The 23,166-nt window shown below is 64.0% G+C and carries 22 protein-coding genes; 10 read left to right on the top strand and 12 right to left on the bottom strand.

The genetic code is table 11. The features are described 5' to 3' along the window. Position 1: 1 nt before the first annotated feature. The 6 genes from HNE_RS04655 to HNE_RS04630 form a co-directional block, all read right to left on the bottom strand. Positions 2-850 carry an OmpA family protein gene (locus HNE_RS04655; RefSeq protein ID WP_011645962.1) on the bottom strand — a complete coding sequence of 283 codons (849 nt, stop codon included), beginning with the start codon at positions 848-850 and terminating at the stop codon, positions 2-4. Positions 851-973: 123 nt separating this feature from the next. Continuing rightward, positions 974-2,251: a metal-dependent hydrolase family protein gene (locus tag HNE_RS04650; protein WP_011645961.1), complete on the bottom strand. Its 1,278-nt coding sequence runs from the start codon at positions 2,249-2,251 to the stop codon at positions 974-976. 60 nt (positions 2,252-2,311) lie between these two features. Then, complete coding sequence (locus HNE_RS04645; RefSeq protein ID WP_011645960.1) at positions 2,312-2,671, bottom strand: MmcQ/YjbR family DNA-binding protein; 360 nt, start codon at positions 2,669-2,671, stop codon at positions 2,312-2,314. After that, positions 2,668-3,576 carry a hypothetical protein gene (locus HNE_RS04640; RefSeq protein WP_011645959.1) on the bottom strand — a complete coding sequence of 303 codons (909 nt, stop codon included), beginning with the start codon at positions 3,574-3,576 and terminating at the stop codon, positions 2,668-2,670. The genes HNE_RS04645 and HNE_RS04640 overlap by 4 nt, the downstream gene beginning before the upstream one ends. Positions 3,577-3,620: 44 nt before the next feature. Beyond that, positions 3,621-4,862, bottom strand: a complete 1,242-nt coding sequence (locus HNE_RS04635) for an MFS transporter (protein WP_233351997.1) — start codon at positions 4,860-4,862, stop codon at positions 3,621-3,623. Beyond that, positions 4,859-5,947, bottom strand: coding sequence for a phosphotransferase family protein (locus HNE_RS04630; protein ID WP_011645957.1), 1,089 nt, complete (start codon positions 5,945-5,947; stop codon positions 4,859-4,861). Before HNE_RS04630 ends, HNE_RS04635 begins: the two co-directional genes overlap by 4 nt. A 114-nt stretch (positions 5,948-6,061) precedes the next feature. Here HNE_RS04630 and HNE_RS04625 point away from each other — a divergent pair, with 114 nt between their 5' ends. Together HNE_RS04625 and HNE_RS04620 are read left to right on the top strand one after the other, a co-directional pair. Further along, positions 6,062-6,652, top strand: a complete 591-nt coding sequence (locus tag HNE_RS04625; protein ID WP_011645956.1) for a murein L,D-transpeptidase catalytic domain-containing protein — start codon at positions 6,062-6,064, stop codon at positions 6,650-6,652. Between the two features lie 52 nt (positions 6,653-6,704). Continuing rightward, the gene (locus HNE_RS04620) at positions 6,705-6,953 is read left to right on the top strand and encodes a DUF3297 family protein (protein ID WP_011645955.1); all 249 of its coding nucleotides are present in this window, start codon (positions 6,705-6,707) and stop codon (positions 6,951-6,953) included. Positions 6,954-6,956: 3 nt separating this feature from the next. Here HNE_RS04620 and HNE_RS17805 read toward each other — a convergent pair whose 3' ends face one another. After that, on the bottom strand, positions 6,957-7,619 hold the full coding sequence (locus tag HNE_RS17805) for a TetR/AcrR family transcriptional regulator (protein WP_011645954.1): 663 nt from the start codon (positions 7,617-7,619) through the stop codon (positions 6,957-6,959). Positions 7,620-7,796: 177 nt separating this feature from the next. Between HNE_RS17805 and HNE_RS04610 the strand changes: the two genes are divergently transcribed. From HNE_RS04610 to HNE_RS04600, 3 genes are read left to right on the top strand one after another with little or no spacing between them, the layout of a single operon-like run. Beyond that, positions 7,797-8,333: a cupin domain-containing protein gene (locus tag HNE_RS04610; protein WP_011645953.1), complete on the top strand. Its 537-nt coding sequence runs from the start codon at positions 7,797-7,799 to the stop codon at positions 8,331-8,333. Between the two features lie 13 nt (positions 8,334-8,346). Then, positions 8,347-9,135, top strand: coding sequence for an SDR family NAD(P)-dependent oxidoreductase (locus HNE_RS04605; protein ID WP_011645951.1), 789 nt, complete (start codon positions 8,347-8,349; stop codon positions 9,133-9,135). 28 nt (positions 9,136-9,163) lie between these two features. After that, positions 9,164-10,225, top strand: a complete 1,062-nt coding sequence (locus HNE_RS04600) for a zinc-binding dehydrogenase (protein WP_011645950.1) — start codon at positions 9,164-9,166, stop codon at positions 10,223-10,225. Here HNE_RS04600 and purD read toward each other — a convergent pair. Together purD and HNE_RS04590 are read right to left on the bottom strand one after the other, a co-directional pair. Beyond that, positions 10,222-11,514, bottom strand: a complete 1,293-nt coding sequence (gene purD / locus HNE_RS04595) for a phosphoribosylamine--glycine ligase (RefSeq protein WP_011645949.1) — start codon at positions 11,512-11,514, stop codon at positions 10,222-10,224. The genes HNE_RS04600 and purD overlap by 4 nt on opposite strands. A 68-nt stretch (positions 11,515-11,582) precedes the next feature. After that, positions 11,583-12,431 (bottom strand): class I SAM-dependent methyltransferase, encoded by an 849-nt coding sequence (locus tag HNE_RS04590; RefSeq protein WP_011645948.1) that lies wholly within the window; start codon positions 12,429-12,431, stop codon positions 11,583-11,585. A 247-nt stretch (positions 12,432-12,678) separates the two neighbouring features. Here HNE_RS04590 and xseA point away from each other — a divergent pair, with 247 nt between their 5' ends. From xseA to HNE_RS04575, 3 genes are all read left to right on the top strand, one after another. Next, the gene (gene xseA, locus HNE_RS04585; protein ID WP_035590259.1) at positions 12,679-14,079 is read left to right on the top strand and encodes an exodeoxyribonuclease VII large subunit; all 1,401 of its coding nucleotides are present in this window, start codon (positions 12,679-12,681) and stop codon (positions 14,077-14,079) included. Positions 14,080-14,185: 106 nt separating this feature from the next. Then, positions 14,186-15,514 carry a tetratricopeptide repeat protein gene (locus tag HNE_RS04580; RefSeq protein ID WP_011645946.1) on the top strand — a complete coding sequence of 443 codons (1,329 nt, stop codon included), beginning with the start codon at positions 14,186-14,188 and terminating at the stop codon, positions 15,512-15,514. A gap of 64 nt (positions 15,515-15,578) precedes the next feature. Next, positions 15,579-16,202, top strand: coding sequence for an FMN-binding negative transcriptional regulator (locus tag HNE_RS04575; RefSeq protein WP_011645945.1), 624 nt, complete (start codon positions 15,579-15,581; stop codon positions 16,200-16,202). A gap of 88 nt (positions 16,203-16,290) precedes the next feature. Here the strand turns inward: HNE_RS04575 and HNE_RS04570 are convergent, their stop codons facing one another. After that, a complete protein-coding gene (locus HNE_RS04570) occupies positions 16,291-16,611 on the bottom strand; it encodes a hypothetical protein (protein ID WP_011645944.1) in 321 nt (106 codons plus the stop codon). A gap of 344 nt (positions 16,612-16,955) precedes the next feature. On the opposite strand from HNE_RS04570, the gene HNE_RS04565 reads away from it, so the two are divergent. Both HNE_RS04565 and HNE_RS04560 read left to right on the top strand, forming a co-directional pair. Beyond that, the gene (locus HNE_RS04565) at positions 16,956-18,368 is read left to right on the top strand and encodes an FAD-binding oxidoreductase (protein ID WP_035590057.1); all 1,413 of its coding nucleotides are present in this window, start codon (positions 16,956-16,958) and stop codon (positions 18,366-18,368) included. Positions 18,369-18,467: 99 nt separating this feature from the next. Further along, a complete protein-coding gene (locus HNE_RS04560) occupies positions 18,468-19,835 on the top strand; it encodes an endonuclease/exonuclease/phosphatase family protein (protein WP_011645942.1) in 1,368 nt (455 codons plus the stop codon). On the opposite strand, the gene HNE_RS17800 is transcribed toward HNE_RS04560, so the two are convergent. Together HNE_RS17800 and mutL are read right to left on the bottom strand one after the other, a co-directional pair. Beyond that, positions 19,832-21,088: a serine hydrolase domain-containing protein gene (locus tag HNE_RS17800; protein WP_083759011.1), complete on the bottom strand. Its 1,257-nt coding sequence runs from the start codon at positions 21,086-21,088 to the stop codon at positions 19,832-19,834. The genes HNE_RS04560 and HNE_RS17800 overlap by 4 nt on opposite strands. Beyond that, a complete protein-coding gene (gene mutL / locus HNE_RS04550) occupies positions 21,085-22,989 on the bottom strand; it encodes a DNA mismatch repair endonuclease MutL (protein ID WP_011645940.1) in 1,905 nt (634 codons plus the stop codon). The genes HNE_RS17800 and mutL overlap by 4 nt, the downstream gene beginning before the upstream one ends. Positions 22,990-23,166 lie beyond the last annotated feature (177 nt).

The following is a 23,166-nucleotide window of genomic DNA, read 5'->3' as shown; positions in this document are numbered from 1 at the left end:
TTCAGCGCTGCTTAACCGTGAACACGGTGCGGCGGTTGCGGGCATGCGCCTCAGCCGTCGACCCGGTGTCGATGGGCTGGGTTTCGCCATAGCCCACAGCCGTCAGCGTTTCCTCGGCAAGCTCTTTGCCGAGGAGATAGGCACGGATCGCATCAGCGCGTTCCTGGGAGACGCGTTGATTATAGTCGTCGGCGCCGCGCGTGTCGGTGTGCGCGCCGATCTCGATTTCAAAGGCGCGGCAGAGGGCTGCAATGCCGCCCAACGCATCGATCAGCGGCAGGCTGACCGGTGAAATATTGGCATTGCCGGCGCCGAACTGGATGACACGGTCCTTCGAGGTGACATCAAACGCCGCCTGGCAGCTCTCGATCGTGGTCAATTGGCCGGTCAGATTGGCAAGCGGAACGCCGATACCTTCTTCGCCGCCCTCAATCGAAATCCCGTCCACGATGATCAGGTTTGCCTCGCCCGCGCGCGGGTGGCCTTCAATGGCGGCCCGGCCCGTGGAGAAACCCTGCGCTTTCGCCTCAGCGTCCGGCGCGGTTCCCGTCACGACGGCTACCTGATCCCGGATCACCACACCCAGCCAGCCGATCCCGGCGCCCTGAAGGCCTGCCTTGATTTCTTGTGCCCAGAGGGCGGGATTGCTGGCGGCAAGTTCCGGCGGCAGGGATGTCGCCAGCAGGCGGCCGTCCCGCATTTCATACATGCCGTCCGCAATCGGCACACATTCTTCACTGCTTACGGTCTGCGCCTGGACGGAGGGCCGGACCTCCGGCGGCGCCTCTCCGCCACAGGCGGCAAGGGCCAGAACGGCGACAGATAGGGACAGGCAGGAACGGATAGCCATGACTTTCCTCATAGGGGCTCACGGTGGCGCGGCCCGGCGGGCGGGATTTACCAACTTGAATTGCATAAGCGGCGCAGCCTCCGCCGTCAAAGCGACAGGCCGCGCCTCCCCTGCCCCTGCAAATTACTTGCCGGACTTGTAGACCTCTCCGCCCTTCATGACAAAGCTGACTGCCTCAAGCGCCCGGATGTCCTTGAGAGGATCGGCCGTCACCGCGATAAGGTCGGCATATTTGCCAGCCTCCAGAGTGCCTATATCCTGCGACATTTCCAGATGTTCTGACGCCACCACCGTGGCCGAACGGATTGCTTCTTCCGGCGTGAATCCGGCCTCGACCATCAAGGCAAATTCCTTGGCATTGTCACCATGGCGGGAGACGCCGGTGTCGGTCCCGAACGCTACAGTGACCCCGCCCTCATGCGCCCGGCGAAGCATTTCAAGCATCAGCGGGCCAACCTGCGCAGCCTTCGCTCGCGAGGCAGCCGGCAGCCAGGGTTCATTGGTCCATCCGGTTACAGTCGCGCCGGCGAGAACCGTCGGCACCAGCGTTGCACCATTTTCCTTGAACAGGGCAATCGACTCCCCGTCGAGATAGGTGCCGTGCTCGATCGAGTCGATACCGGCGCGAAGGGCGGCGTCCACACCGCTCTTGCCATGCGCGTGGGCAGTAACCTTCCTGCCCATCGAGTGCGCGGCATCTACGATAGCTTCGAGTTCTTCTTCCGTGAACTGTTGTTCCAGGCCCGCGGACGTATTGGAAAGTACGCCGCCTGTTGCCGTGATCTTGATCAGATCGGCGCCTTCCTTGATCTGTTGACGCACAGCCCGGCGGCAATCGTCCGCCCCGTTGCAGATATTGGCGCCCGTGAATTCTGCCATCACGCGGGCCGAATAGCCGTTTATATCACCATGCCCGCCCGTAACGGCCACACTACCGCCCGATGCGCGCAGACGCGGGCCCGGCACAGCCCCCCGCGCGATGGCATCCCGCAGCCCGAAGATGGAATCATTGGGCGCCCCGACATCCTGAACGGTCGTGAAGCCTGCCTCCAGCGTGGTCAACGCAAACGCAGCGCCATCAAACGCTGTATCGACATCCGAGTTCTCAAATTCCTTGATACGGCCTTCCGGGCCATTCTCGCCGGTAATGTGCACATGGCTGTCGATCAGGCCGGGCAGAACATATGCGTCACGCAGATTGATCACCGCATAGTCTTTCGGCGTTGAGTAGCCAGACGTGACTGAAACAACCCGGCCATCCTCCACGAGGATTGTCTGACGGGTGAGATAGCCTTCGCCCGGCTTGGCCAGAACATAGCCAGCATGGATGATTGCATCTTCAGCCATGGCGGGCGCGGAAAGCAGCATCGCGCAAATGGCAGCGGCAGTGAGTTTTTTCATAGGTATAACCTCCCCGGAACAAGCCAGTACGGTAGCGTTTCCTGCCATCTGTTCAACAATTTAGAGCAAGGAACCGCCATCAAATGGCGGCAGGGCAGATTGAAGCTTTTTCGTAAGTTTCGAACGCACGATGGCATAGGCCTGGGTGAGGCGCATCTGCAGCTCCTCGGGGGGCATGGCCGCGGGGCTCACCTGCACCCATTTGGCCCGCGCCAGATAAGGGGCAGGCTCTCCAACGCCCGACTCCACCAGCACATGAAACGCCTCATCGCTGCATTTGAACGAAACACGGGTGCAGGCGCTGTCAGTGGCGGCGAACATCTTGCCAGCGATCTTGTAGATCTGGTCGTCCCCCCACTGCACAACGCAGTCTGCCCCCGGAAGAGACAGACAATGCTTGCGCAGCCGGGCGGGCGTCATGCCAGCTTTTCTTTCGGATAGGCCGGATAGCTGGCCTTCATCACGCCGTGATTGAGCAGCATTTCAGCGACCTGCTTCTGGCCGGAGGCATCAAAGATGCGCGTTCGTATCCAGTAGTTCTCCGCCCGGCGGGATTCAGACAGCGCCACCACTTCACGGCGCAGCACATATTCCTCGCCGACGAAAAGCGGGCCTTCGATCATCCGGATTTCAAGATCGGCAAACAGGCCAATGCTGGGATGCTTCACGGGGAAGCGCGCGCCATGGCTGGAATAGTTTGCAAGTACACTGACCATCTCAAGCGGCACCACGGCCCGGCCCCAGGGCGAGGCCGAGGCATCGGAATACATCGGATGGTTCTCGGTGATCTTGCCGAGCTTTTCTTCCAAGGAGAATGGGTAGAGATCGCCCATATTCTGGTCCGCGCCCATGCGCACGCGCTCCTCTGAAGCGCCCTGCATCCCGACCTTCAAATCCGCCAGAATAACCAGGTCATTCGCCGGGCGCAGCGATTTCATACGCGCTTCGAGCAGGGTCTCGCCATGATCGGGCCCCAGCGTTGCGCTGGCTTCGAGAACAGGTGTGCCATCTTCCTTGAAGGCACGGCACAGCGTGTGGGTAGCGCCGGGAGCTGGCCGGTCGATTTCGGCGTGAACCTTCTCTCCATCAAACACCATGTTCAGGAAATGGCAGGAGAAGCAGCCCCGCTCGTACCACGCATTGCCCCAGACCTCGGCCAGCAGCGGCACGAATTGCTGGAAATGCGTTGGCCCTTCGATTGGCCCGGCCTTGATGCCGAGGCGCGCGGCTTCAGCGTCATCGTGCAGGGATTTGTGGCCACCATATTTCTGCTCGGTGAGCATGTTGACGGGGCTGCGCAGCGGGCCTTTGAGAATGTCGGTCATGGTTCCTCCGTTTCACATGATCCTGCCATGTTCAGGACGGCGCGTCACGTCTTGCTGCGCCCGGCATCCTTCCCGAAAATCACAAGGCTCAGGAATGACAGCATCACCAGCAAGGCCGAGAGCACAAGCGTCAGCTTGGTTGTGGCTGCCCAGCCGCCCTGCTCATACACAAAGGTTGCCGCCCAGCTGGCAACACCCCCGCCAATGAACATCAGCACGATATAAGCCGTCATCAGGCGCGTGCGCACGCCGGGCGGCTGGCTGAGAAAGGTCATCCGGCCTGTCACATCGATCAGCGGACCAACCACATTCATCATCGTCAGCGGGATCATCAACAGCCATAGGCTGTGGCCGAACACCCCCAGCAGGCAGACGCCGGAAAACTGGACAATGGAAATGATAAGACGTGCCTTTCTCGGACCCGTCCGGTCTGCCCAGGCCCCGAGCGGCGCCGTCGTCAGAAGGTTTAACAAAGCCAGCCCGGCGAGATAGCCAACTGTATCGGCGCCATACCCCATCTCGGGGCTGGTCAGATGCAGACCAAGGGTCAGCCAGACCGAGAGAAACACCCCAAAGCCGATGCCCTGGATCGTGCCGGAGATCAGCACTTCGGGGTGACGCCGCACAATCGGGAACATCGAAAGCACAAGGCCGAAATAGCTGCCCGCGGGCGCCTGGTCTTCAGATTTTTCTCGCCCGTCCATGATCCGGGGCAGGAGCAATGTGATCACGAGCATGACGCCCGCCGCAATGTAGTAAACCGTGCGCCAGCCAAGATGCTCGCCCACCCATCCCGCACCCACGCGCGCCAGCAGGATGCCCGCAATCACGCCCGTCGTCAGGGTCGCCGTGACGCGGCCCAGATCCCCCGGCGCCACCCTTTTGGAGGCATAGGCAGGCAGAAGGTAAGGCGTGATCGTTGAAAAGCCGAGGAAGGTGGAGCCTGCAACGAACAGCCAGAAACTGCCTCCGAACGCCATCATCAGCAGGCCGACGAACTGGCCGGCGGCAAACACGATGGCAAGCTGCCGGTTACTGAACCGGTCACCCAGCGGAAGAAGAAAGAAAATGCCGAGCGCCAGCGCAATCTGGTTCAGCGCAGGCACCAGGCCGATGGCAGACGCCGACACGCCAAAATCCTTCGCCACAAGGGCGATGATCGGATGGATATAATATGCGTTGGCCGTAACCACCGCGCCCGCAAGCGTCAGCAGCAACAGGTCCCGGCGCGTCAACAGCCGCCGGCCGCTCTCCGGCGCCGGCGGACTGGTGGGAGCAACGCTCACCCCGGCATGCCGGCGCGGCGCGCGTATTCAGCGGCGAATTTGGCCAGCGGCACAACGCGCGCGGCGTTGGATTCGGCGTTCGCGCTGTTGGCGGTGCCGGCGCGCACGCGGCCGATAATGCCCTGCAGAATACCCGCGAGGCGGAAGGCGTTGTACGCGAAGTAGTAGTCCAGTTCCGGAAGGCCCTTGCGGCCGGTATGCGCGCAATACATCGCCACATACTCTTCCATCGTGGGAATGCCCCAGGCTTTCAGGTCGTCAATCGCCATGATCGATCCGCGCGCGCTATCGCCCGGCGGCATCACCCAGTTCATCAGGTGGTAGGAAAAGTCCGCAATCGGATCACCCAGTGTCGAGAGTTCCCAGTCCAGCACCGCAATGACTTTGGACTCGGTGGGATGCAGGACCATATTGTCGAGGCGATAGTCGCCATGCACAATGGTCGTGGTCTCGCCTGGCGGGATATTCTTGGGCAGCCATTCGATCAGCTGCTCCATCTCCGGAATATGCATCGTCTCGGAGGCTTTATACTGCTTCGTCCAGCGGTGGATCTGGCGGGCGATATAATCGCCCTCCTTGCCGAAGCCCTCAAGGCCCGCTTTCTTCCAGTCGACATTGTGCAGGTCTGCAAACGTCTTGACCTTCGCTTCGTAGATCGCGCGGCGTTCGGCAGGTGTTGAATCGGGCAGCGTGCCGTCCCAGAGAATCCGGCCTTCCACCATATCCATCACGTAGAATATAGTGCCCACGACCTCTTCATCCATGCAGAGCCCGTAAGGCCGCGCCACCGGATAGCCGAGGGGGTAAAGCGCATTGATGATGCGGAATTCACGGTCAACCGCATGCGCGCTGGGCAGCAGGGTGCCCGGCGGCTTGCGGCGCATCACGTATTTCTTCTTGGGCGTGACGAGCTGGTAGGTCGGGTTGGATTGGCCGCCCTTGAACTGGCGGACGACCAGCGGGCCCTCATAGCCCTCAACATTCGCCTCCATCCAGGCGGCAAGCTTTGTCTCATCGAACTGATGGGATTCGGCCACTTCCTTGGTGCCCGAATAAAGATCCTGTGCGTTTGCCGCCTCTGCCATTTTAGGTCTCTCTCAATTCTGCCGGATTTTAGCTGTTACCATACCGATTGAAGACGCTGCGCCAAGACCTGCCGCGAGGTACAGGGGCGTGCGCCTTGTTGAGAGAGGCCGACTGTGAAACGCGCGTTCACCCTGTTTCTTCTGCTCTTTCTCTCATGGGCGCCTGCCTCTCTCGCTGTGGTCCTCGATCCGGAACAGGTGATCCGGCCAGAATTGCTGACCCAGGCGTTGAATGCCCTTCAAGATGAGGGCGGGGAGGCGGGCGAGACCGGCCGGGTCGTCATTGTGGATTATTCCCGCCATTCGAGGGAAGAACGCCTCTATGTGGTCAACCTCGAAACCGGGACCGTGACTGCTTACCGCGCAGCCCACGGCCTTGGCTCAGACCCCGATCATGACGGCTATCTGGACAGTTTTTCCAGCGTACCGGAATCTCAGGCCAGCCCGCAGGGCGCCTTTCGTATTGCCGAGGCATATCACGGCAAGCACGGCCGATCCGTGCGCCTCGATGGGCTGGATGACACCAACCAGACCGCGCGCAGCCGGGCTATCGTCATCCATGCGGCCAGCTATGCCGAGCCTGACCACCTCGCGCGCTATGGCAAGCTTGGGCGCTCCAATGGCTGTATCGTCTTTTCAGAGGCCGATCTGGCCACGTTTCTGGAGGATGTCCCGGAAGGAACCTTCCTGTTCATTGGCAAATGACGCCGCCTATTCCTCTTGATTATTCCCGCGCGGGAAGGCTAAACCGCCGCCCATGACCGATACACCGCCCGACCGCCTGTCCATCTATCCCGATAGCCCGTTCTACGACTATGACGTGCTCGCGCGCGGCATCGGCGTGCGCTTTCGCGGCGAAGAGAAAACGACCGTCGAGGAGTATTGCATCTCCGAGGGCTGGATAAAGGTCTCAGCCGGCAAGGCCGTAGACCGCAAAGGCCGCCCGCTTCAGCTCACGCTGAAAGGCCCCGTAGAGGTCTGGTACAAGGAAGACCCGGCGGCCTGAGCCTCAGCTTGGGTTTTTGGCCGGCCCCAGCATCTCTTCGCAATGCACCACATGCTGGGCGCGCACCTGATCCAGCGCGCGGTGGATCATTGCCCGGCCCTTGTCATACATCAGTTCCAGCGTGATGCCCCGCAGCGTCAGGATCAGCACGCGTGCATGCACGGCGCAGGCCTCCACATCCTTCACGCCCGCCGCCAGCGCAGTCGCGCGCATGTCATCGTCAATCTCCGCCTCAACCCGCATGGCAACCGGGCGCATGGCCTCGGCGAGCGCTTCGTCCCAGCGCGAGGCCAACAGGGCCTCCGTCACGGCGGCGCCTTCGGGAATTTTCTGCGTTTCCCAAAAGACATCACACATCGCGCGATAGCGGGCTTCCGCGTCGGGCAGATCGCGCATGCGCTCGCGCGTATGGGCCATCATGATTTCCATCGCCGCCTCGATCGCGCCAGCGATCAGCGCCGTCCGGGTCGGGAACTGATGCAGCACCGAGCCACGACTGACACCGGCGCGCTCCATCACAGCCTCAATTGAGGTTGCCGCATAGCCGCGCTCGCACAGACACTCGACCGCTGCCTGGATCAGTTGCCGCCGCGTTTCCTCGCCGCGCCGGGTTGTCCGGCGCCGCGCAGAGACATCGCGGCCAATGGTTTCTGTTCGATTCTGCATAACAGACAAAATAAGGCCCCTACAAAAGCGGAACGTCAACCGGACTCGCCAAATAGTCAACATTGACTATTCGTTGACGCATGGTACGCCTTGATCAAATCGCTGCTCCGCCGGGCGCAGCGCCGGAGGCGCGCAAAGCGCCCCAGTACAGGAAAACCGGCTGGGAGGAACCCGATCATGACAAACGCTGCCACCAGAGACCCGTCCGCCAGCGCCGGCCCCGGCATGGAAATCTTCCGTTTTGCCTCTTCGCCTACGCTCGACGAGACCGGGCATATGGAAGTCGCTGATCTCAACGAGGATATGCAGGCCGGCATCAGCGGCGCGCTGGAGGCTGGCTTTGCCGAAGGCAATGCCGTCAAGACGCTCTTCTCCCGCCCCGGTTTCAGCCTCACCCATGCCTGGTTCAAGAGTGGCTTTCCGCTCCCTCTGCATACGCACAATGCGGACTGCCTTTACTACATCGTCGCCGGCACGCTCCAGCTTGGCACCGAAACACTCGGGGCAGGCGATGGTTTCTTCATCGGCGCAGGCAAGGCCTATCGCTACACGCCCGGCCCCGAGGGCGTCGAGGTGCTGGAGTTCCGCGGCGAGGAATCCTTCGACATCAAATTCATGGCAAAAACCCTGCCCGCCTGGGCCAAGATCACCGATGTGATCAAGGAACGCCGCCCGGCCTGGGCCACCGAAACCCCGCCCAGCGCCGCGCGCTGAAGCGAGCTTTCCCATGACCCGCAAGAGATTTGAAAACAAAGTCGCCGTCATCACCGGCGCCGCCTCCGGCATCGGCGCGGCGACCGCCCGCCTTCTAGCCCGCGAAGGCGCTCATGTTGTCCTCGCAGACGTAAACGACAATGGCGGCAAATCCATCGCCGCAGACCTTGGCCCCACGGCCATGGCGGTCAAGTGCGATGTGTCCAGCGCTGCCGAGGTTGAAGCCCTCGTCAAGGCGGCTGTGGAGCGCCATGGGCGCATCGACATCCTCTTCAACAATGCCGGCATCGGCAGCTTTGGCACCAGCGTGGAAATTCAGCCCGCGGAATGGGAACGCGTCATCGCGATTGATCTGCACAGTGTCTATTATGCCTGCCACTTCGCCATTCCCCACATGCCGCGCGGGAGCGCCATCGTGAACACCGCCTCCATCTCCGGCCTGGGCGGAGACTATCGCTTCGCCGCCTATAACGCCGCCAAGGGCGCCGTAGTGAATTACACCCGCGCCCTCGCCGTCGATCATGGCCGGGACGGTATCCGTGTCAACGCGCTCTGCCCCGGCCTTGTCGAAACGCCGATCACGGCGGGCGTGCAGCAAATGCCCGGCCTTCGGGAAGACTGGCTCAAACGCATCCCCATGGAGCGGGCGGCTCAGCCTGAAGAGATGGCCAGTGTCGTGGCCTTCCTCGCCTCGGATGATGCCTCCTATGTCACCGGCACCATCATGGTCGCCGATGGCGGACGCACCGCCCATACCGGCCAGCCGGAAGTCGCCCAGTTCGCCCTGCCGCCCGAGAACTGAAACTTCCAGGAAATCAGGATTAGAGATCATGCGCGCCGCTGTGCTTCAGGGCAATTCCATCCGCATCCGCCAGATGCCGGACCCGTCACCGCTGGCGGGACAGCTCCTCGTCCGCCCGATCTTCACCGGCATCTGCGGCAGCGACCTCAGCGCCCGCAAGCAGATGGCCGCGATGGCCGATACCCTGCCGCCCGAGGCGCAAGGCCAGATGCCCGCCATCATTCCCGGCCACGAATTTTCCGCCGAAATCATCGGTATCGCGCCGGGAACCGATACCAGATTGAAGGCAGGGGACATCATTACAGGCCTTCCCTTCACGCACACGCATGAAGGCCCCCAGACCATCGGGCTTTCCCCCGCCCATGGCGGCGGCCTGGCGGAACTCTCATGTATCGACGCTTCCCGCAGCTTCCGTATTCCAGACGGCGTGCCCCACGACCTTGCCGCCCTCACCGAGCCGCTCGCCGTGGGCCTTCATGCTGCCAATCTGGCAAGCCGCAACCGGGCGCCCAATGTTGTCATCGGCTGCGGGCCGGTGGGTCTTGCCGTGATCCTCTCCCTCAGCCTGCAGGGGCGCGGGCCGATCCTGGCGGCGGACTTTTCTGCTGAGCGCCGCCACGCCGCAAGTCTTCTGGGGGCGGATATTGTCATAGATCCGCGTGCAGACTCCGCCTTCACGCATTGGGGCGATCTCGGGCTCCAGCCATTTCCAATGTCGCCCCTGCTGGAACGGGATTTCCGCGGCCTGCCGCCGGGCGCGAACATCTTCGAATGCACGGGCGCGCAAGGCCTGATCGATCAGGTCATCAAAGGCGCCCCGCCGCACAGCCACATCATCGTCGCCGGGGTCTGCCCGCATGAGGAAAAGCTGACCCCGCTCGACGGTATCCTGCGCGAACTGACGCTCGAATTCAGCTTTGCCTACCGCCCTGAAGAGTTCGCCGCCGCCCTCGCCATGATCGAGGCCCACCCGGATAAAGCCGCCCGCCTCATCACCAGCCGTCAACCGCTGGCGAACACCGAAGCCGCCTTCGACAGCCTCGCCAGCAGCCCCAGCGAAATCAAGATACTGATTGATCCGAACGCTTAAGGCTTCAGCGCCCGCCAGCCAATGTCCCGGCGGCAGAAACCGCCCGGCCAGTCAATGGCGTCCACGCCCGCATAGGCACGGTCGATCGCTTCGCGCAAGGTGGACCCGCTGGCAGTGACGTTCAACACGCGCCCGCCTTTGGCGACGAGCTTTCCGCCTTCGGTAACATCCGTGCCCGCATGAAAAACGGTGACGCCTTCGAGCGCGCTTGCCTCCTTGACGCCCTCAATGACGCTGCCTTTTTCATAGCTGCCCGGATAGCCGTTAGCGGCGAGCACGACGGTGGCGGCCGGCTGGAAGTTGTCCAGGTCCAGCAGCGCTTCAAACGCCTCTTCGGCGCCCTTCAGGCCGCCGGTTGCCGCCACGAGGATCGCCGGAACAATGTCGCCCGTCAGGCCCTTCATCAGCACCTGGCATTCAGGGTCTCCGAAGCGCGCATTGAACTCGACAACCTTGGGGCCTTCGGGCGTGACCATGACGCCGATATAGAGCACGCCCTGATAGGGCATGCCGTCTTTCGCCATGCCCTTCAGCATCGGCGCGGCAATCTCGCACTTTACGCGCGCCATGATCTCTTCACTGACGACCGGGGCGGGGGCATAGGCGCCCATGCCGCCGGTGTTGGGGCCGGTGTCGCCACCGCCGACGCGCTTATGGTCCTGCGCGGCGGGCAGATAGATCGCGCCTTCGCCATCGGTGATGACGAACACGCTGGCTTCCTCGCCCTCCATGAACTCTTCGATCACCAGAGTGGCAGAGGCCGAGCCGAACTTGCCCGACAGCATCTCGTCGATTTCGGCGTCTGCCTCTTCCAGCGTCTGCGCGATCACCACGCCTTTGCCGGCAGCGAGGCCATCGGCTTTCAGCACATAAGGCGCGCGCATCTTGCGCAGGAAGGCCTTGGCGGGGGCGGCAGCGGTAAACTCATCATAGGCCGCTGTTGGGACGCCGTATTTCGTCATCCGCGCCTTGGAGAAGGCCTTAGAGGCTTCCAGCTGGGCGGCCTCTCTGGAGGGGCCGAAGACGTCAAAGCCACGGGCGCGCAGGATGTCTGACAGGCCGAGCGCGAGGGGGGCCTCGGGGCCAATCACGATCAGGTCCGGCTCGATCTGGAGGGCGAGCTTTACGAGGCCGTCCACATCATCGGCGGCCACGTCAAAACAGGGGCCAATCTCGTCCATGCCGGGATTGCCGGGCGCGCAATGCACCACGTCTACCAGCGGCGATTGCGCCATCTTCCAGGCCAGGGCGTGTTCACGGCCGCCCGATCCGATCAGGAGTATGTTCATGGGGCGGCTTGTTGCGCGGGAGCGCCGCCAAGATCAAGAGCAACTCGCCGATCTGCGCCGTTATGGCCTCACACCTTCACCGTAACTTTAAGAAATGTCGCCGGGATGACCGTCCGATCAGGCGCCTTGCTGGAGTTCTGCTGAAGGAAAAGCGCCTCCAGCTCCTGTTGGAGGCCATCGGCCTTTCCGGCAGCCGCCGCAGCCGCAAACGCGTTCATGGTTGGGCCGTAGAAGTCGCGGAAGACGCCGACGAATTCGGTCGGGGTGCCTGCAAAATCAAACGTGTAGGTCTGAGGCTCACAGCTTATCTGGTCAGGCGGGGCGCCTGCCGTAACAAAGCGGTTTGTGGCCTCGGCGGCGACGCCCCAGAGAACCGGGCTGACAGAGCCTTCCGGCGGCAGGGGCGAATAGGCCGCGCTGATCCTGAGAATCTGCGCCACGAGCGTGGGATCGCCCGGTATCCAGTTGCCCATCACGATCTGCCCGCCGGGCCGGGTGACGCGCACCATTTCCTTGGCAACATCCTGAGGGCGGGGGGCGAACATGGCGCCGAAGATGCTGACGACTTGGTCAAACGTGGCATCTTCTATACCGCTGAGATGGCTGGCATCACCCTGCTGGAAGCGGCACGTCTTTAGGCCTTCCTCTGCCGCGCGGCGGTTGCCCGCGGCCACAAGGTTGCTGGCAATATCAACGCCCAGAACCTCTGCGCCCAGGCGCGCCGCCGGGAGCGCCGTAGTGCCGTCTCCGCAGCCAAGGTCGAGCACCTTATGGCCCTTCTGGATGCCGAGGGATTGGACCAGCGCTTCGCCGCTGGCGCGCATGGTCTGGGCGATCCGGGTGAAGTCTCCCTTTTCCCAGAGGGCCTGGTTCGGGTTGGCGGGAGGAACGGCCGCGCCGCCGGTCTGATTGGTCATCGCCCATGCTTTCATCATTGCCTGCGGGCGCGCGGGATGCGCGCCGGCCTACTCAACCTCCAGACACCGTCTGGAAAAATGGACGAAAAAACAGGGCAATGGCGATGACGGTCTGATCCGCCCGCGTGCGATATGTATTGAAAACAGTTCTGCTGACAGGCGTACGCCTTGGCAGATCAACGCGCAAGGCTGGCCTTGGCGGAGGCGCCATCTTGCCCTCATGGGCCAGCCGGTCCAGAACCAGCCCATGCCTGACTCGCCCACGACCAATCACCCTGAGCTCACCGTTTCGGAACTCGCCGCGAGCCTGAAGCGGACGATTGAGACCAATTACGATCAGGTGACCGTGCGCGGCGAACTTGGCCGGGTGACGATTGCCAAATCCGGCCACATGTATGCCGACCTAAAGGACGACAAGGCGGTGCTCAACACCATCATGTGGCGCGGGCAGGTCGACCGGCTGACCTTCCGGCCTGAGGAAGGCCTGGAAGTGGTCGCCACAGGGCGCCTCTCCACCTATGAGGGCCGCTCCGCCTATCAGATGATCGCCAGCACGATGCGGCCCGCCGGGGCGGGCGCGCTGATGCAGCTGCTAGAAGAGCGCAAGAAAAAGCTCGCGGCGGAGGGCCTGTTCGATCAGGCCCACAAGAAGCCGATCCCCTATATGCCGCGCACCATCGGGGTGATCACTTCCCCCACTGGCGCGGTGATCCGGGACATTCTGCACCGGATTCGCGAGCGGTTTCCCGTCCGCGTCATCGTCTGGCCGGCTCTGGTTCAGGGCGAGCAGGCGGCAAGCCAAGTGACTGCCGGCATCCGGGGGTTCAACGCGATGACGGGGGCGGATCGGCCCGATGTGCTGATCGTGGCGCGGGGCGGCGGGTCGATTGAAGACCTTTGGCCGTTCAATGAGGAGGTGGTCGTGCGGGCCGCTTTCGAGAGTGAAATCCCTTTGATTTCAGCGGTTGGGCACGAGACCGATACCACGCTGATCGATTACGTTTCCGACCGGCGGGCGCCGACGCCCACAGGCGCAGCCGAGATCGCCGTGCCGGTGCGCACCGAGCTGATGCTCGGCATTGAGGAATCCGGCCAGCGCCTGAAACGCGCCCTCACCCGCGCCCTTTCCCGGTCCCGCGACAAGCTGGCCGCCGCGCGCCTGCCCCGGCCAGAAAGCCTTTTGCAATCAAAGCGCCAGCGGCTGGACTTCGCCTCCGCCAGCCTGCCCCGCGCGGCCCTGGCGCTGACCCAGCGGGCGCGCCTCAAACTCTCCCGCCTGCAGTTGTCACCGGCCACGCTGAAGGCGGAAATCCGCGGCCAGCGCCAGCGTCTGCGCGACACCGCCGTGCGCGCGCGGCCGGCCCTGATGCGCCTGATCGACCAGAAGAAGGCAGCGCTGACCTCCGAAGGCAAACTGCTCGAAACCCTGTCCTATCAGGCCACGCTGAAACGCGGCTATGTGATCGTGCGCGACACTGGCGGGCAATTGGTGCGCAACGCCGCGCAGGCGCAGACCCTCGACACGCTGCGCGTGACCTTTGCTGACGGCGATATTACGGCCGCCCCCTTTGAAGGCGAAACGCCCCCGCCGGCCCCCAAACCCAAGCCCGCCCCCCGCCGGAAAGGGGAGCAGGGCAACCTGTTCTGATACCCCTCTTCGGGGGCATTACGGACCCGCTTTCCTTGCCTAGGATCATCGATGCATCCGGCTTCGACCGGATTCCCGACATGGTTCAGCAACAAGGAGGCCGCCGATGCCCTTCCGCTTTCAACAAATTCGCCATTTGGCACTGGCAGGGGCCGGCCTGGCCATAGCCTTGCTTGCCCCCTTCCAGTCTGCAGAGGCGCAAGGCGGTTTGCCGCCGGGCGCGGAAAACTGGCCGGCAGCGTGTGAGGCGGGCGACATTGACGCCTGCATCAATCAGGGCATCCGCCTGCTGCAGGGCATCGAGACGCCGGTGGACCTTCCAGGCGCGGCGCGGTTTGCCTCGAAGGCCTGCCAGCTTGGCTCGCCCGATGACTGCCAGATTGCCTGGGAACTCTATAGCGGCGCGCATCCTGATTATGCCGGCGATACCGCCCGGATGGTGACAGTCGGCGCGGTTGCCTGCGACCAGGGCCTGACGACGCCGTGCAGCGATGCCGCGCTGCGCCTGTTCACCGGTGATGGCGTGCCCAAGAATGTGGAACTGGCCCTGCCGGTCTATGCCAAGGCCTGCGACCTGGAAGACGCGCTGGCCTGCGCCACTCTGGCCACGGAATATCTGGATGGGGACCAGGGCACAGCGATCAATGCCGAGCAAGCGGTGATCTATGGCAAGAAAGGCTGCGCGCTGGGTCAGCCCGATTCCTGCCGCGTGGTGGAGGCAGCTTATATGCTGCCGGACTATACGACCTTCGAGCCCAAGGCGGGCCTGGAATATGCCCTCGCCAATTGCGCGGACGGTTCCAAGGAAAGCTGCGTCAATCTTGGGATCGTCTACACCCAGATCGAAGAATATGATCTGGCTGCAGAGAATTTCGACAAGGCCTGCACCATGGAATATCCGGAGGCGTGCGAAAGCTCGAAAATCCTGAAACAATGGCGCACCGAGGTTGCCGAATACGAAGCCTACCTCGCCCGGCTGGCCGAGCAGAAGGCCGCGATCAACGCGCTGATTGCCTCAAGCGGCCATGACGCGGCCCTGAGCGCAGCGCTGAATGATTATCGCTCTGCGGAACTTGCCGAATTTGTGACCGGTCAGGCGGGCAGTCTTTCAGGCTTTTCCACCAACAATCTCTATGTCGTCTCCTACTGGTTCGCCGGGCAGGCCACCGGCGCGGCGGCCGATCGGGAACTGGCCTCACGCGGCACAGGCCTCGAAGGCACCTTCGGCGAAGGTACGAACACACCAGGCACCGCAGCGGCGCGCTATCAGGCCGCCTATGGCTCCAGCCCACCGAGCTATACTTCGGCTTCGCCGGCCTCATCGGCGCCGCCGATGAAAAGCGTGGCGGACATCAAGGCCGCAACACGCGACCGGTATCGCTGGGCCCACTGCACCATGAGCGGCAGCAATACCAGCGCCAAGGTTTGCCAATAGGCGGCGTGACAGGGGCCGGGGATCGGTTCAGGATAGTCGCCTGATCCGATCCCCAGGCCCTGACATGCATCCAGCCCCCCGCTTCCGCGAGACGGATCTGACTGTCCTGCTGGCGCGGATGGCGGCGCACCCGCTTGCGCTGGTGGCGGTGAATGGCGAGGCAGCGCCGCTGGCGGTGCATACGCCGGTGATTGCGCGGGCCGAGGGGGATGGGGCCGTGCTGCGGTTTCATCTGTCGGCGGCCAATCGCGTGACGGCGCGGCTGCTGGCCGGGGCGGAGGCGACCCTCGTGTTTACGGGGCCGGAGGCTTACATCTCTCCGGACTGGTATGGCGAGGTGCCCGATCAGGTGCCGACCTGGAATTACCTGTCGGTGGAGGCAGAGGGCACGGTCACCGAGACCGGCCGCGAGGGCGCCGCCGCGTTTCTCGATGACCTCTCTGCCGTGTTCGAAACCGCCCTCCTGCCCAAGCCGCCCTGGACGCGGGCGAAGATGAAGCCGGCCGCCTTCGAAGCGATGCTGGGCGGCATCCGCGCTTTCGAGATGCGACCGCGCCGGTTTGAGGGGATCACGAAGCTGGGGCAGAACAAGACGCCGGAGATGCGGGCGGGCGTGATTGATGGGCTGGACGCGTTGCCCGGCGGGGCCGGGATTGCGGGCGCGATGCGGGGACTGGACCGGGGATAAGCGGGTATTCGGATTTCAGGCAGCGGTTTTAGCCGGACGCAGCGGGGGCTGGCCGGTGTGTGGGGCTGAATTCGGGGTGCGTTGAAAACTAGGAGGTGTCGGCGTGGGCCGTGAGGGCGTAGGCCCCCGTCGTCAGGGCGCTTTGCGCCCTGCCACTTCCCCCGTTGGCACAGGGGAAGATAAGGCGCGTGGCATCGCTGGCGAATTCATCAGGCGTGGATGACGACCAGACAGGATCGCTCCAGTGCGCCCGTGTGGGCTCAAGTGGTCTGTAGGCGGAGGGGCTGGGGTCGCGGTCGCCGAGGAAGGCGATGGTGACAAAGCCCCACCCGTTTACATCCACAAGGGCCTCGCGGCAGCCGAGCGCGGCGATGTATTTCGACGCGCGGATGAGTTGCCAGAACAGCACCGGCCAGAAGAGGGGTGCACCAGGTCAAAGAACCCGGCGAAGTCTGGATGTCTGCGGAGGCGCGTGAAGCTCGGCATGGGGGCGAGTATATGTCCGCGGGCGGAGGGCGTGGGGAAGGTTTGCGGAAGTTTTTTGCAAGGGGTTGGGAGGATTGGGAATTTTTGGGGCGGCGGGGGTGGGGTTTGTTGGATAGGGCTTGCTTCCACTGAGAGCGCCCCCACCCCATGGATGTGGGGAGGGTTGGGGTGGCTCTCCGCAAAATGCTCGAATGGCGGCAAGGTCCCGGATCGCCGCTTTGCCGCATCCGGGATGACACGGGGGTTGGAGGCGGGTTAGAGAGGGGCATGACCCAGATGCTTCCCTCCGCTTTTCTCGCCGCTGTCAAAGACCTGCTCGGGCCCAAGGGCTGGAGTGAGGCGCCGGAGACATTGCTGGCCGCGTCGACGCCGTGGCGGGGGACGTATCAGGGGAACACGCCGCTGATCGTGCGGCCGGCCTCTACCACTGAGGCAGCGGCGCTGGTGAAGCTGTGCGGGCAGTATGGCGTGGCGATGACGCCGCAGGGGGGCAATACCGGGCTGATCGACGGGGGCACGCCGCATGGCGAAGTGTGTGTGTCGATGACGCGGATGAACGCTCTGCGCGAGACCGACACGTTCAATAACTCCCTGACCATCGAGGCAGGCGCGACGCTGGTGGCGGCGCAGCAGGCGGCCGAGGCGGCGGGGCGGCTCTTTCCGCTCTCGCTCGGCTCGGAAGGGACCGCGACCATCGGGGGCCTTATCTCGACCAATGCCGGGGGCGTCGCGGTGCTGCGCTATGGGATGATGCGGGACCTGATCCTGGGGCTGGAGGTGGTGTTGCCGTCTGGCGAAGTGTGGGACGGGCTGTCGGGGCTGCGCAAGAACAATACCGGATATGACCTGAAGCATCTGTTTGCCGGGGCGGAGGGGACGCTGGGGCTGATTACGGCGGCGACGCTGAAACTCTTCCCGCAGGTGTCGAGCGCGACAGCCTGGGTGATCTGTGCGTCGGCGGATGATGTGGTGAAGCTGCTTTCCCTGGTGCGCGGCCGGGTTGGGGATTCGGTGACGAGTTTCGAAATTATCCCGGCCAATGCCGTGGACATGGTGGTGGCGGATATTCCCACCGCGCGGGACCCAATGCCCTCGAATGCGCCGTGGCGGGTGCTCATGGAAGTGTCGCAGACGGACGGGGCGTATGCGCGTACCCTGCTGGAAAGCGCGCTGGCGGCGGCGATGGAGGAAGGCCTGGTGCAGGACGCCGCGATTGCGACGAGCGAGGCGCAGGCCAAGGCCTTCTGGCATATCCGCGAGACGATCCCCCTTTCCAAGCGCGCCTATGGGGCGGCGCTGAACCAGGATATTTCCGTGCCGGTGAGCCGGATTCCGGTGTTTATTGAAGCCTGCAATGCCGCCGTTCGCACTGTTCTGCCTACGGCGGATTTTGTGATCTTCGGGCATGTGGGAGACGGGAATCTACACTATTCCGTGGTTGAAGCGCAGGGGGCGGCGGCGCCGCAGCTGAAGGACCATGAGGGCGCAATCACGCGGGTGATCTATGACACGGTGATGGCGCATGGCGGGTCGATCTCTGCCGAACATGGCGTGGGGCGGCTGAAACGCGATGAGCTGGCGCGCCTGCGTCCGCCCGCCGCGACCCAGGCGATGCGGGCGATCAAACGCGCGCTGGACCCGCAGGGCATCATGAACCCCGGACGCGTTGTTTCGGTGTGAGCCCCCTCCCCTGCTGGGAAAAGTTTCCAGTTTGTTAACCCCTCGCTAACCAAACTTTAAGAGACCCTAACCAGCCGCAGAATGCGATGGGGGACAGCCATGGTCTGGTATACCGACCTTCGGAACCGCAAGTTTTTTTCTGAATCGGAGGCCGACTGGACCTCTCGCCGCCTGCTGGAGCTGCGCGCGCAGCTCGCCTCGCCCCCGCCCAAGGGCGTGCCGCGCCGGACGAAAGATTCCAGCATCATCATCGGCACCTGGAACATCCGGGATTTCGACAATAACAAATTCCGCCATGGGCCGCGCCGCCGAGAGAGCCTGCATTATATTGCTGAGGTGCTGTCTGCGTTTGACGTCTGCGCGTTGCAGGAGGTGAACGAGGACCTCGGGCCGCTCAAGGATGTGATCCGCCTGATGGGGCCGGGCTGGGATTTTATTGCGACGGATGTGACGACCGGGGCGAGTGGCAACCGGGAGCGGATGTGCTTTGTGTATGACAGCCGGAAAGTCCGCTTCCGGAATATTGTGGGCGAGATTGTTTTGCCCAAGCATGCCCTGTTGCCAGGCGAGCAGCAGTTTGCGCGCACGCCCTTTATGGTGAGCTTTCAGGCGGGGTGGTTCAAGTTTTCGCTGTGTACGGTGCATATCTATTTCGGGGAGACCTCGAAGGGAAGCGACGGGTATGCGCGGCGGGTGTCGGAGATCGACTATATCGCGCGCGAGATGGCCGACCGGGCCGAGCGGGAGAATGAGAACTACATTCTGCTGGGCGATTTCAACATCAAGAACCCCGTCGACGAGACAATGAGCGCGCTGACCAAGGCGGGGTTTCAGTTGCCGCCGGAGCAGTATCCGTCAAACCTGTTGGGGACGCATTATTACGATCAGATCGCCTTCCGCACCCTGAAGGATGAGCTGACATTCCTGTCCTCCGGTGTGTTCGACTGGAGCCAGACGGTGTTTCATGCCGATCATTACGAGCATTACGCCCCTGTGCTGCCCGCGCGACACCGCGACCTGAAGCCTGATGGGCGGCCCCGCGATACCGGAAAGGACAAGGAATACTATTCCAAACGCTGGCTGACCTGGCAGATGTCTGACCATTTGCCGCTGTGGGTGGAGCTGGCGATCGACTTTTCCGATGCGCATCTGCTGCACAATGTGAAGGGCGAGTTTGAGCGCGGCGATGTGCCCGCGCAGGTGGAGTTTACCGAAGAGGAAGCGCCGGTGGAAAGCCCGCCGGAGCCGGCAGAGCCCGTCCGTCCTCTGAAGAAGAAGCGCAAGGCGCCGAAGGTGGCCGCGCCCGAGAAGCAGGGCACGCTGGCGCCGACACGGAAGATGAGCTTTGCTGAAGGCTGGCGGATATTCTGGTGGGTGGCGATGGGTGGCGGCGACCGGATGCGCAAGGCGAAGGAGGCAGGCAAGAAGGCCGCAAAGCCGCGCAAGGCCAAGAAAACAAAAGGCTAGAGCGCGGCGAGCAGGGTTTCCGCCGCGGCCCAGAGGGGCTCGGTTGCCTTGACGATGACCGGATGATGGGGCGAGCGCTCCATACCGGGCACGGAGGTTCCGGTAACGGCGAAGGCGATCTCGGCGTCGAGCGTCGGGGCGTGGAAGGCGCCGGAATAGAGCCCGTACGCTTCGCCGTGATGGCCGATCAGTTTGACGCCGGGGATGGGTGAGGCATTCGCTTCGTGAATCTGGGCGCCGGGGGTGAAGGTTTCAAAATAGAGCTGTTCGTCGTCGCCATTGGGGCCGGCGGGATCGAAGCGCCAGACGGGGCGGGTCATCGCGGGGTCTTGCGCAGCGGCGCGGGCGAGGATGGCCATATCGTGGAGGCTCGCGCGCAGGCCGCCCTGGGGGCTGAAGAGGGTGCCGTTCGTGCCCGGAACATAGTCGGCGAGGCGGGCGCCGTCTTCGGTGAGGATGGCGGGATCTGAGCCGGTGAGATTGGTGGGGCCATCGGCCTGCACCTGCCAGCTACCCTCTGCTTCGCGGCTGTAGAGTGTGGCGCCGTGGCGGCGCTTCCTGCTGGAGACGCCGGACCAGTTGAAGCCTATGTCGAGGCCCAAGGGGGCGAGCACTTCGCGGGCGGTGAGGCGGTCGAGACGGTCGCCGGTTGCCTGCTCAAGGATAGCGCCGGCGAGGCCGTAGCCGAAATTGGCATAGCGGAAGCCCGCGCCGGGCGGGCCCCAGTCCGGCGTGCGCCACATGGTTTGGGTAAAGAGGGTTTCGGTGCGGCCCGGGAGGGGCTGCCAATAGACCTCCGGGTCTTCGAGGCCGGCGGTGTGGCTGAGGAGCTGGCGCAGGGTGATCGGGGCGTCGGGGAAATGGGGATTGATCAAGGGCGGGCTGAAGGCGGCGCGGATGTCGGCGTCGATATCCAAAGCGCCTTTGGCCGCGAGGCGGTGGGCGGTCATTGCGACGGCCATCTTTGAAACCGAAGCGATGCGCATCGGCGCGTCTGGCGTGAAGGGGGCGGGGTCTGCTTCCCCCGCGGCGCCCTGGGCGAGGCCTTGCGCCTGCGCGAAGATGACCTCGCCGCGCTGACGCACGACCAGGCCGGCGGCGGGGACCATGGCGGAATAGACGAGGTCTTCGATGCGGCGGCGCGCGGCGGCGGCGGGGATACGCATGGGGTCTGCCCGGTGAGCGCAGGCAGTGAGGGCCGCGCCTGCGACCCCTGCCATCAGGCTGCGCCGGCTGAGCCGCATCCCGGTCATCCCCGGCGGCCGAAGAGGCGTTCGATGTCGGCGAGTTTCAGCTCGACATAGGTGGGGCGGCCGTGATTGCACTGGCCCGAATGGGGTGTGGCTTCCATCTGGCGCAGGAGCGCGTTCATTTCATCCGCATTCAGACGGCGCCCGGCGCGGATGGAGGAGCGGCAGGCCATGTTGCCCATCACTTCTTCGAAGCGTTCCGACAGGGTGAGGCCCGCTTCATATTCGGCAAAATCATCGGCGAGATCGCGGATGAGGCCGGCGGCGTCCATCTCTCCGAAGAGGGCGGGCGTGGCGCGTACGGCGATGGCGCCGGGGCCGAAAGGCTCGATTTCGAGGCCAAGGGCGGCGAGTTCCTCAGCGCGGGCGCAGACGCGGTGGGCTTCGTCTTCGGAGAGTTCGACAATATCCGGGATGAGCAGCGCCTGACGCCGGACGCCGCCTTCGGCCATCTGGCGTTTCATGGCTTCGTAGACGAGGCGCTCATGGGCGGCATGCTGGTCGACGATGACGATGCCGTCCGCCGTCTGAGCGATGATATAGGTTTCGTGGACCTGGGCACGGGCGGCGCCGAGGGGGTATTCCCCGAGCATGCCCGGCGCGGGCATGGGGCCGGTTTCGACCTTTGCGCCCGGAGCGCCCTGATCGGGGACATAGTCTGGCACATAGCCGCGTGGGGCGAAGGGGGCGCTGGCGCCGTCTTCTTCCACCTGGCGGGCGGCGTAGCCTTGCGGGGGCATGGCGGGGCGCTGGACATAGCCACCCGGCTGGGGCGCCTGCCAGAGGAAGCCGGCCTGCGGGGCGGGCTCGGCGCGGGCCTTGCCGAGGGCGAAGCCGGCGACGGTGGTGGAGGCGCGGTGGCCGGCGGCGGCGAGCGCGTGGCGCAGCGCCGAGATCATCAGGCCGCGCACGCCGCCTGCATCGCGGAAACGCACTTCGGTTTTGGCGGGGTGGACGTTGACGTCCACGCCTTCGGGATCAAGGTCCACAAACAGCGCGGCCATCGGGTGGCGGTCCCGCGCCAGGAAATCCTGATAGGCGGCGCGTACCACGCCTGTCAGCATACGGTCTTTCACCGGGCGGCCATTGACGAACAGGAACTGCATCTGCGCGTTGCCGCGATTGAGTGTTGGCAGGCCCGCAAAGCCTGACAGGCGCACGCCTTCGCGCGTGGCGTCGACGGCGACGGCATTGTCTGAAAAGTCCCGGCCCATGATCGCGCCGAGGCGTTTGAGGCGCCCGGCATCGCCCGGACCTTCAGCGGGATAGCGGAAGAGGCTGCGGCCATTGCTTTCGAGGCTGAAGGCGACTTCCGGATTGGCCATGGCGAGGCGCTTGACCGCGTCGGTGACGGCCATCGCTTCGGCGCGTTCGCCGCGCATGAATTTGAGGCGGGCGGGCGTGGCGTGGAAAAGGTCGTTCACGTCGATGCGGGTGCCGGTTTCGCTGCGGCCGGTAAAGGCGGCGGGACGGGGACCGTCGAGGCGGCCGGCATCGGAGAAGATTTCGGCGGCGTCTTCCCCGCTGGCGCGGGAAACGATGCGCATGCGGCTGACCGAGGCAATGGAGGGCAAGGCCTCGCCGCGGAACCCCATCGTGTAGATGTTGAGGAGGTCTACGCGGCCTTCGGTGTCCGGCACGAGTTTGGAGGTGGCGTGACGCTCCAGCGCGATCAGCAGGTCATCGGCGGAGAGGCCGCAGCCATCATCTTCGATGGTGATGCGCTTGAGGCCGCCTTCCTCGATGGCGATGGCAATGCTGCGCGCGCCGGCATCGAGGGCGTTTTCCACAAGCTCCTTCACCGCGGCTGCGGGCCGCTCGACGACCTCGCCCGCCGCGATGCGGTTGACCACATCAGCGGGCAGTTTGCGGATCGTCGGACGGGGGGGAGCAGAATCAGCCATGAGGGGCAAAGATTAGCCGATCCGGGGCGGGATGTCGTCTGGCGCGCTGCGGCCCGGCGGATACTGGCGCCAGCGCCTTGTTTCTGCGGGTTTTGATAAATTTTGCCTCTGCGGCAGGCTGGCAGTTGAGTTTGGCGGGCAGGAGCGCAAAGATGGTGGCCGACAGTTCCTGACCCA

The sequence above is a fragment of the Hyphomonas neptunium ATCC 15444 genome (assembly GCF_000013025.1).
GTDB classification, from domain to species: domain Bacteria; phylum Pseudomonadota; class Alphaproteobacteria; order Caulobacterales; family Hyphomonadaceae; genus Hyphomonas; species Hyphomonas neptunia.
This window is presented reverse-complemented; position numbering and strand designations above follow the sequence as displayed.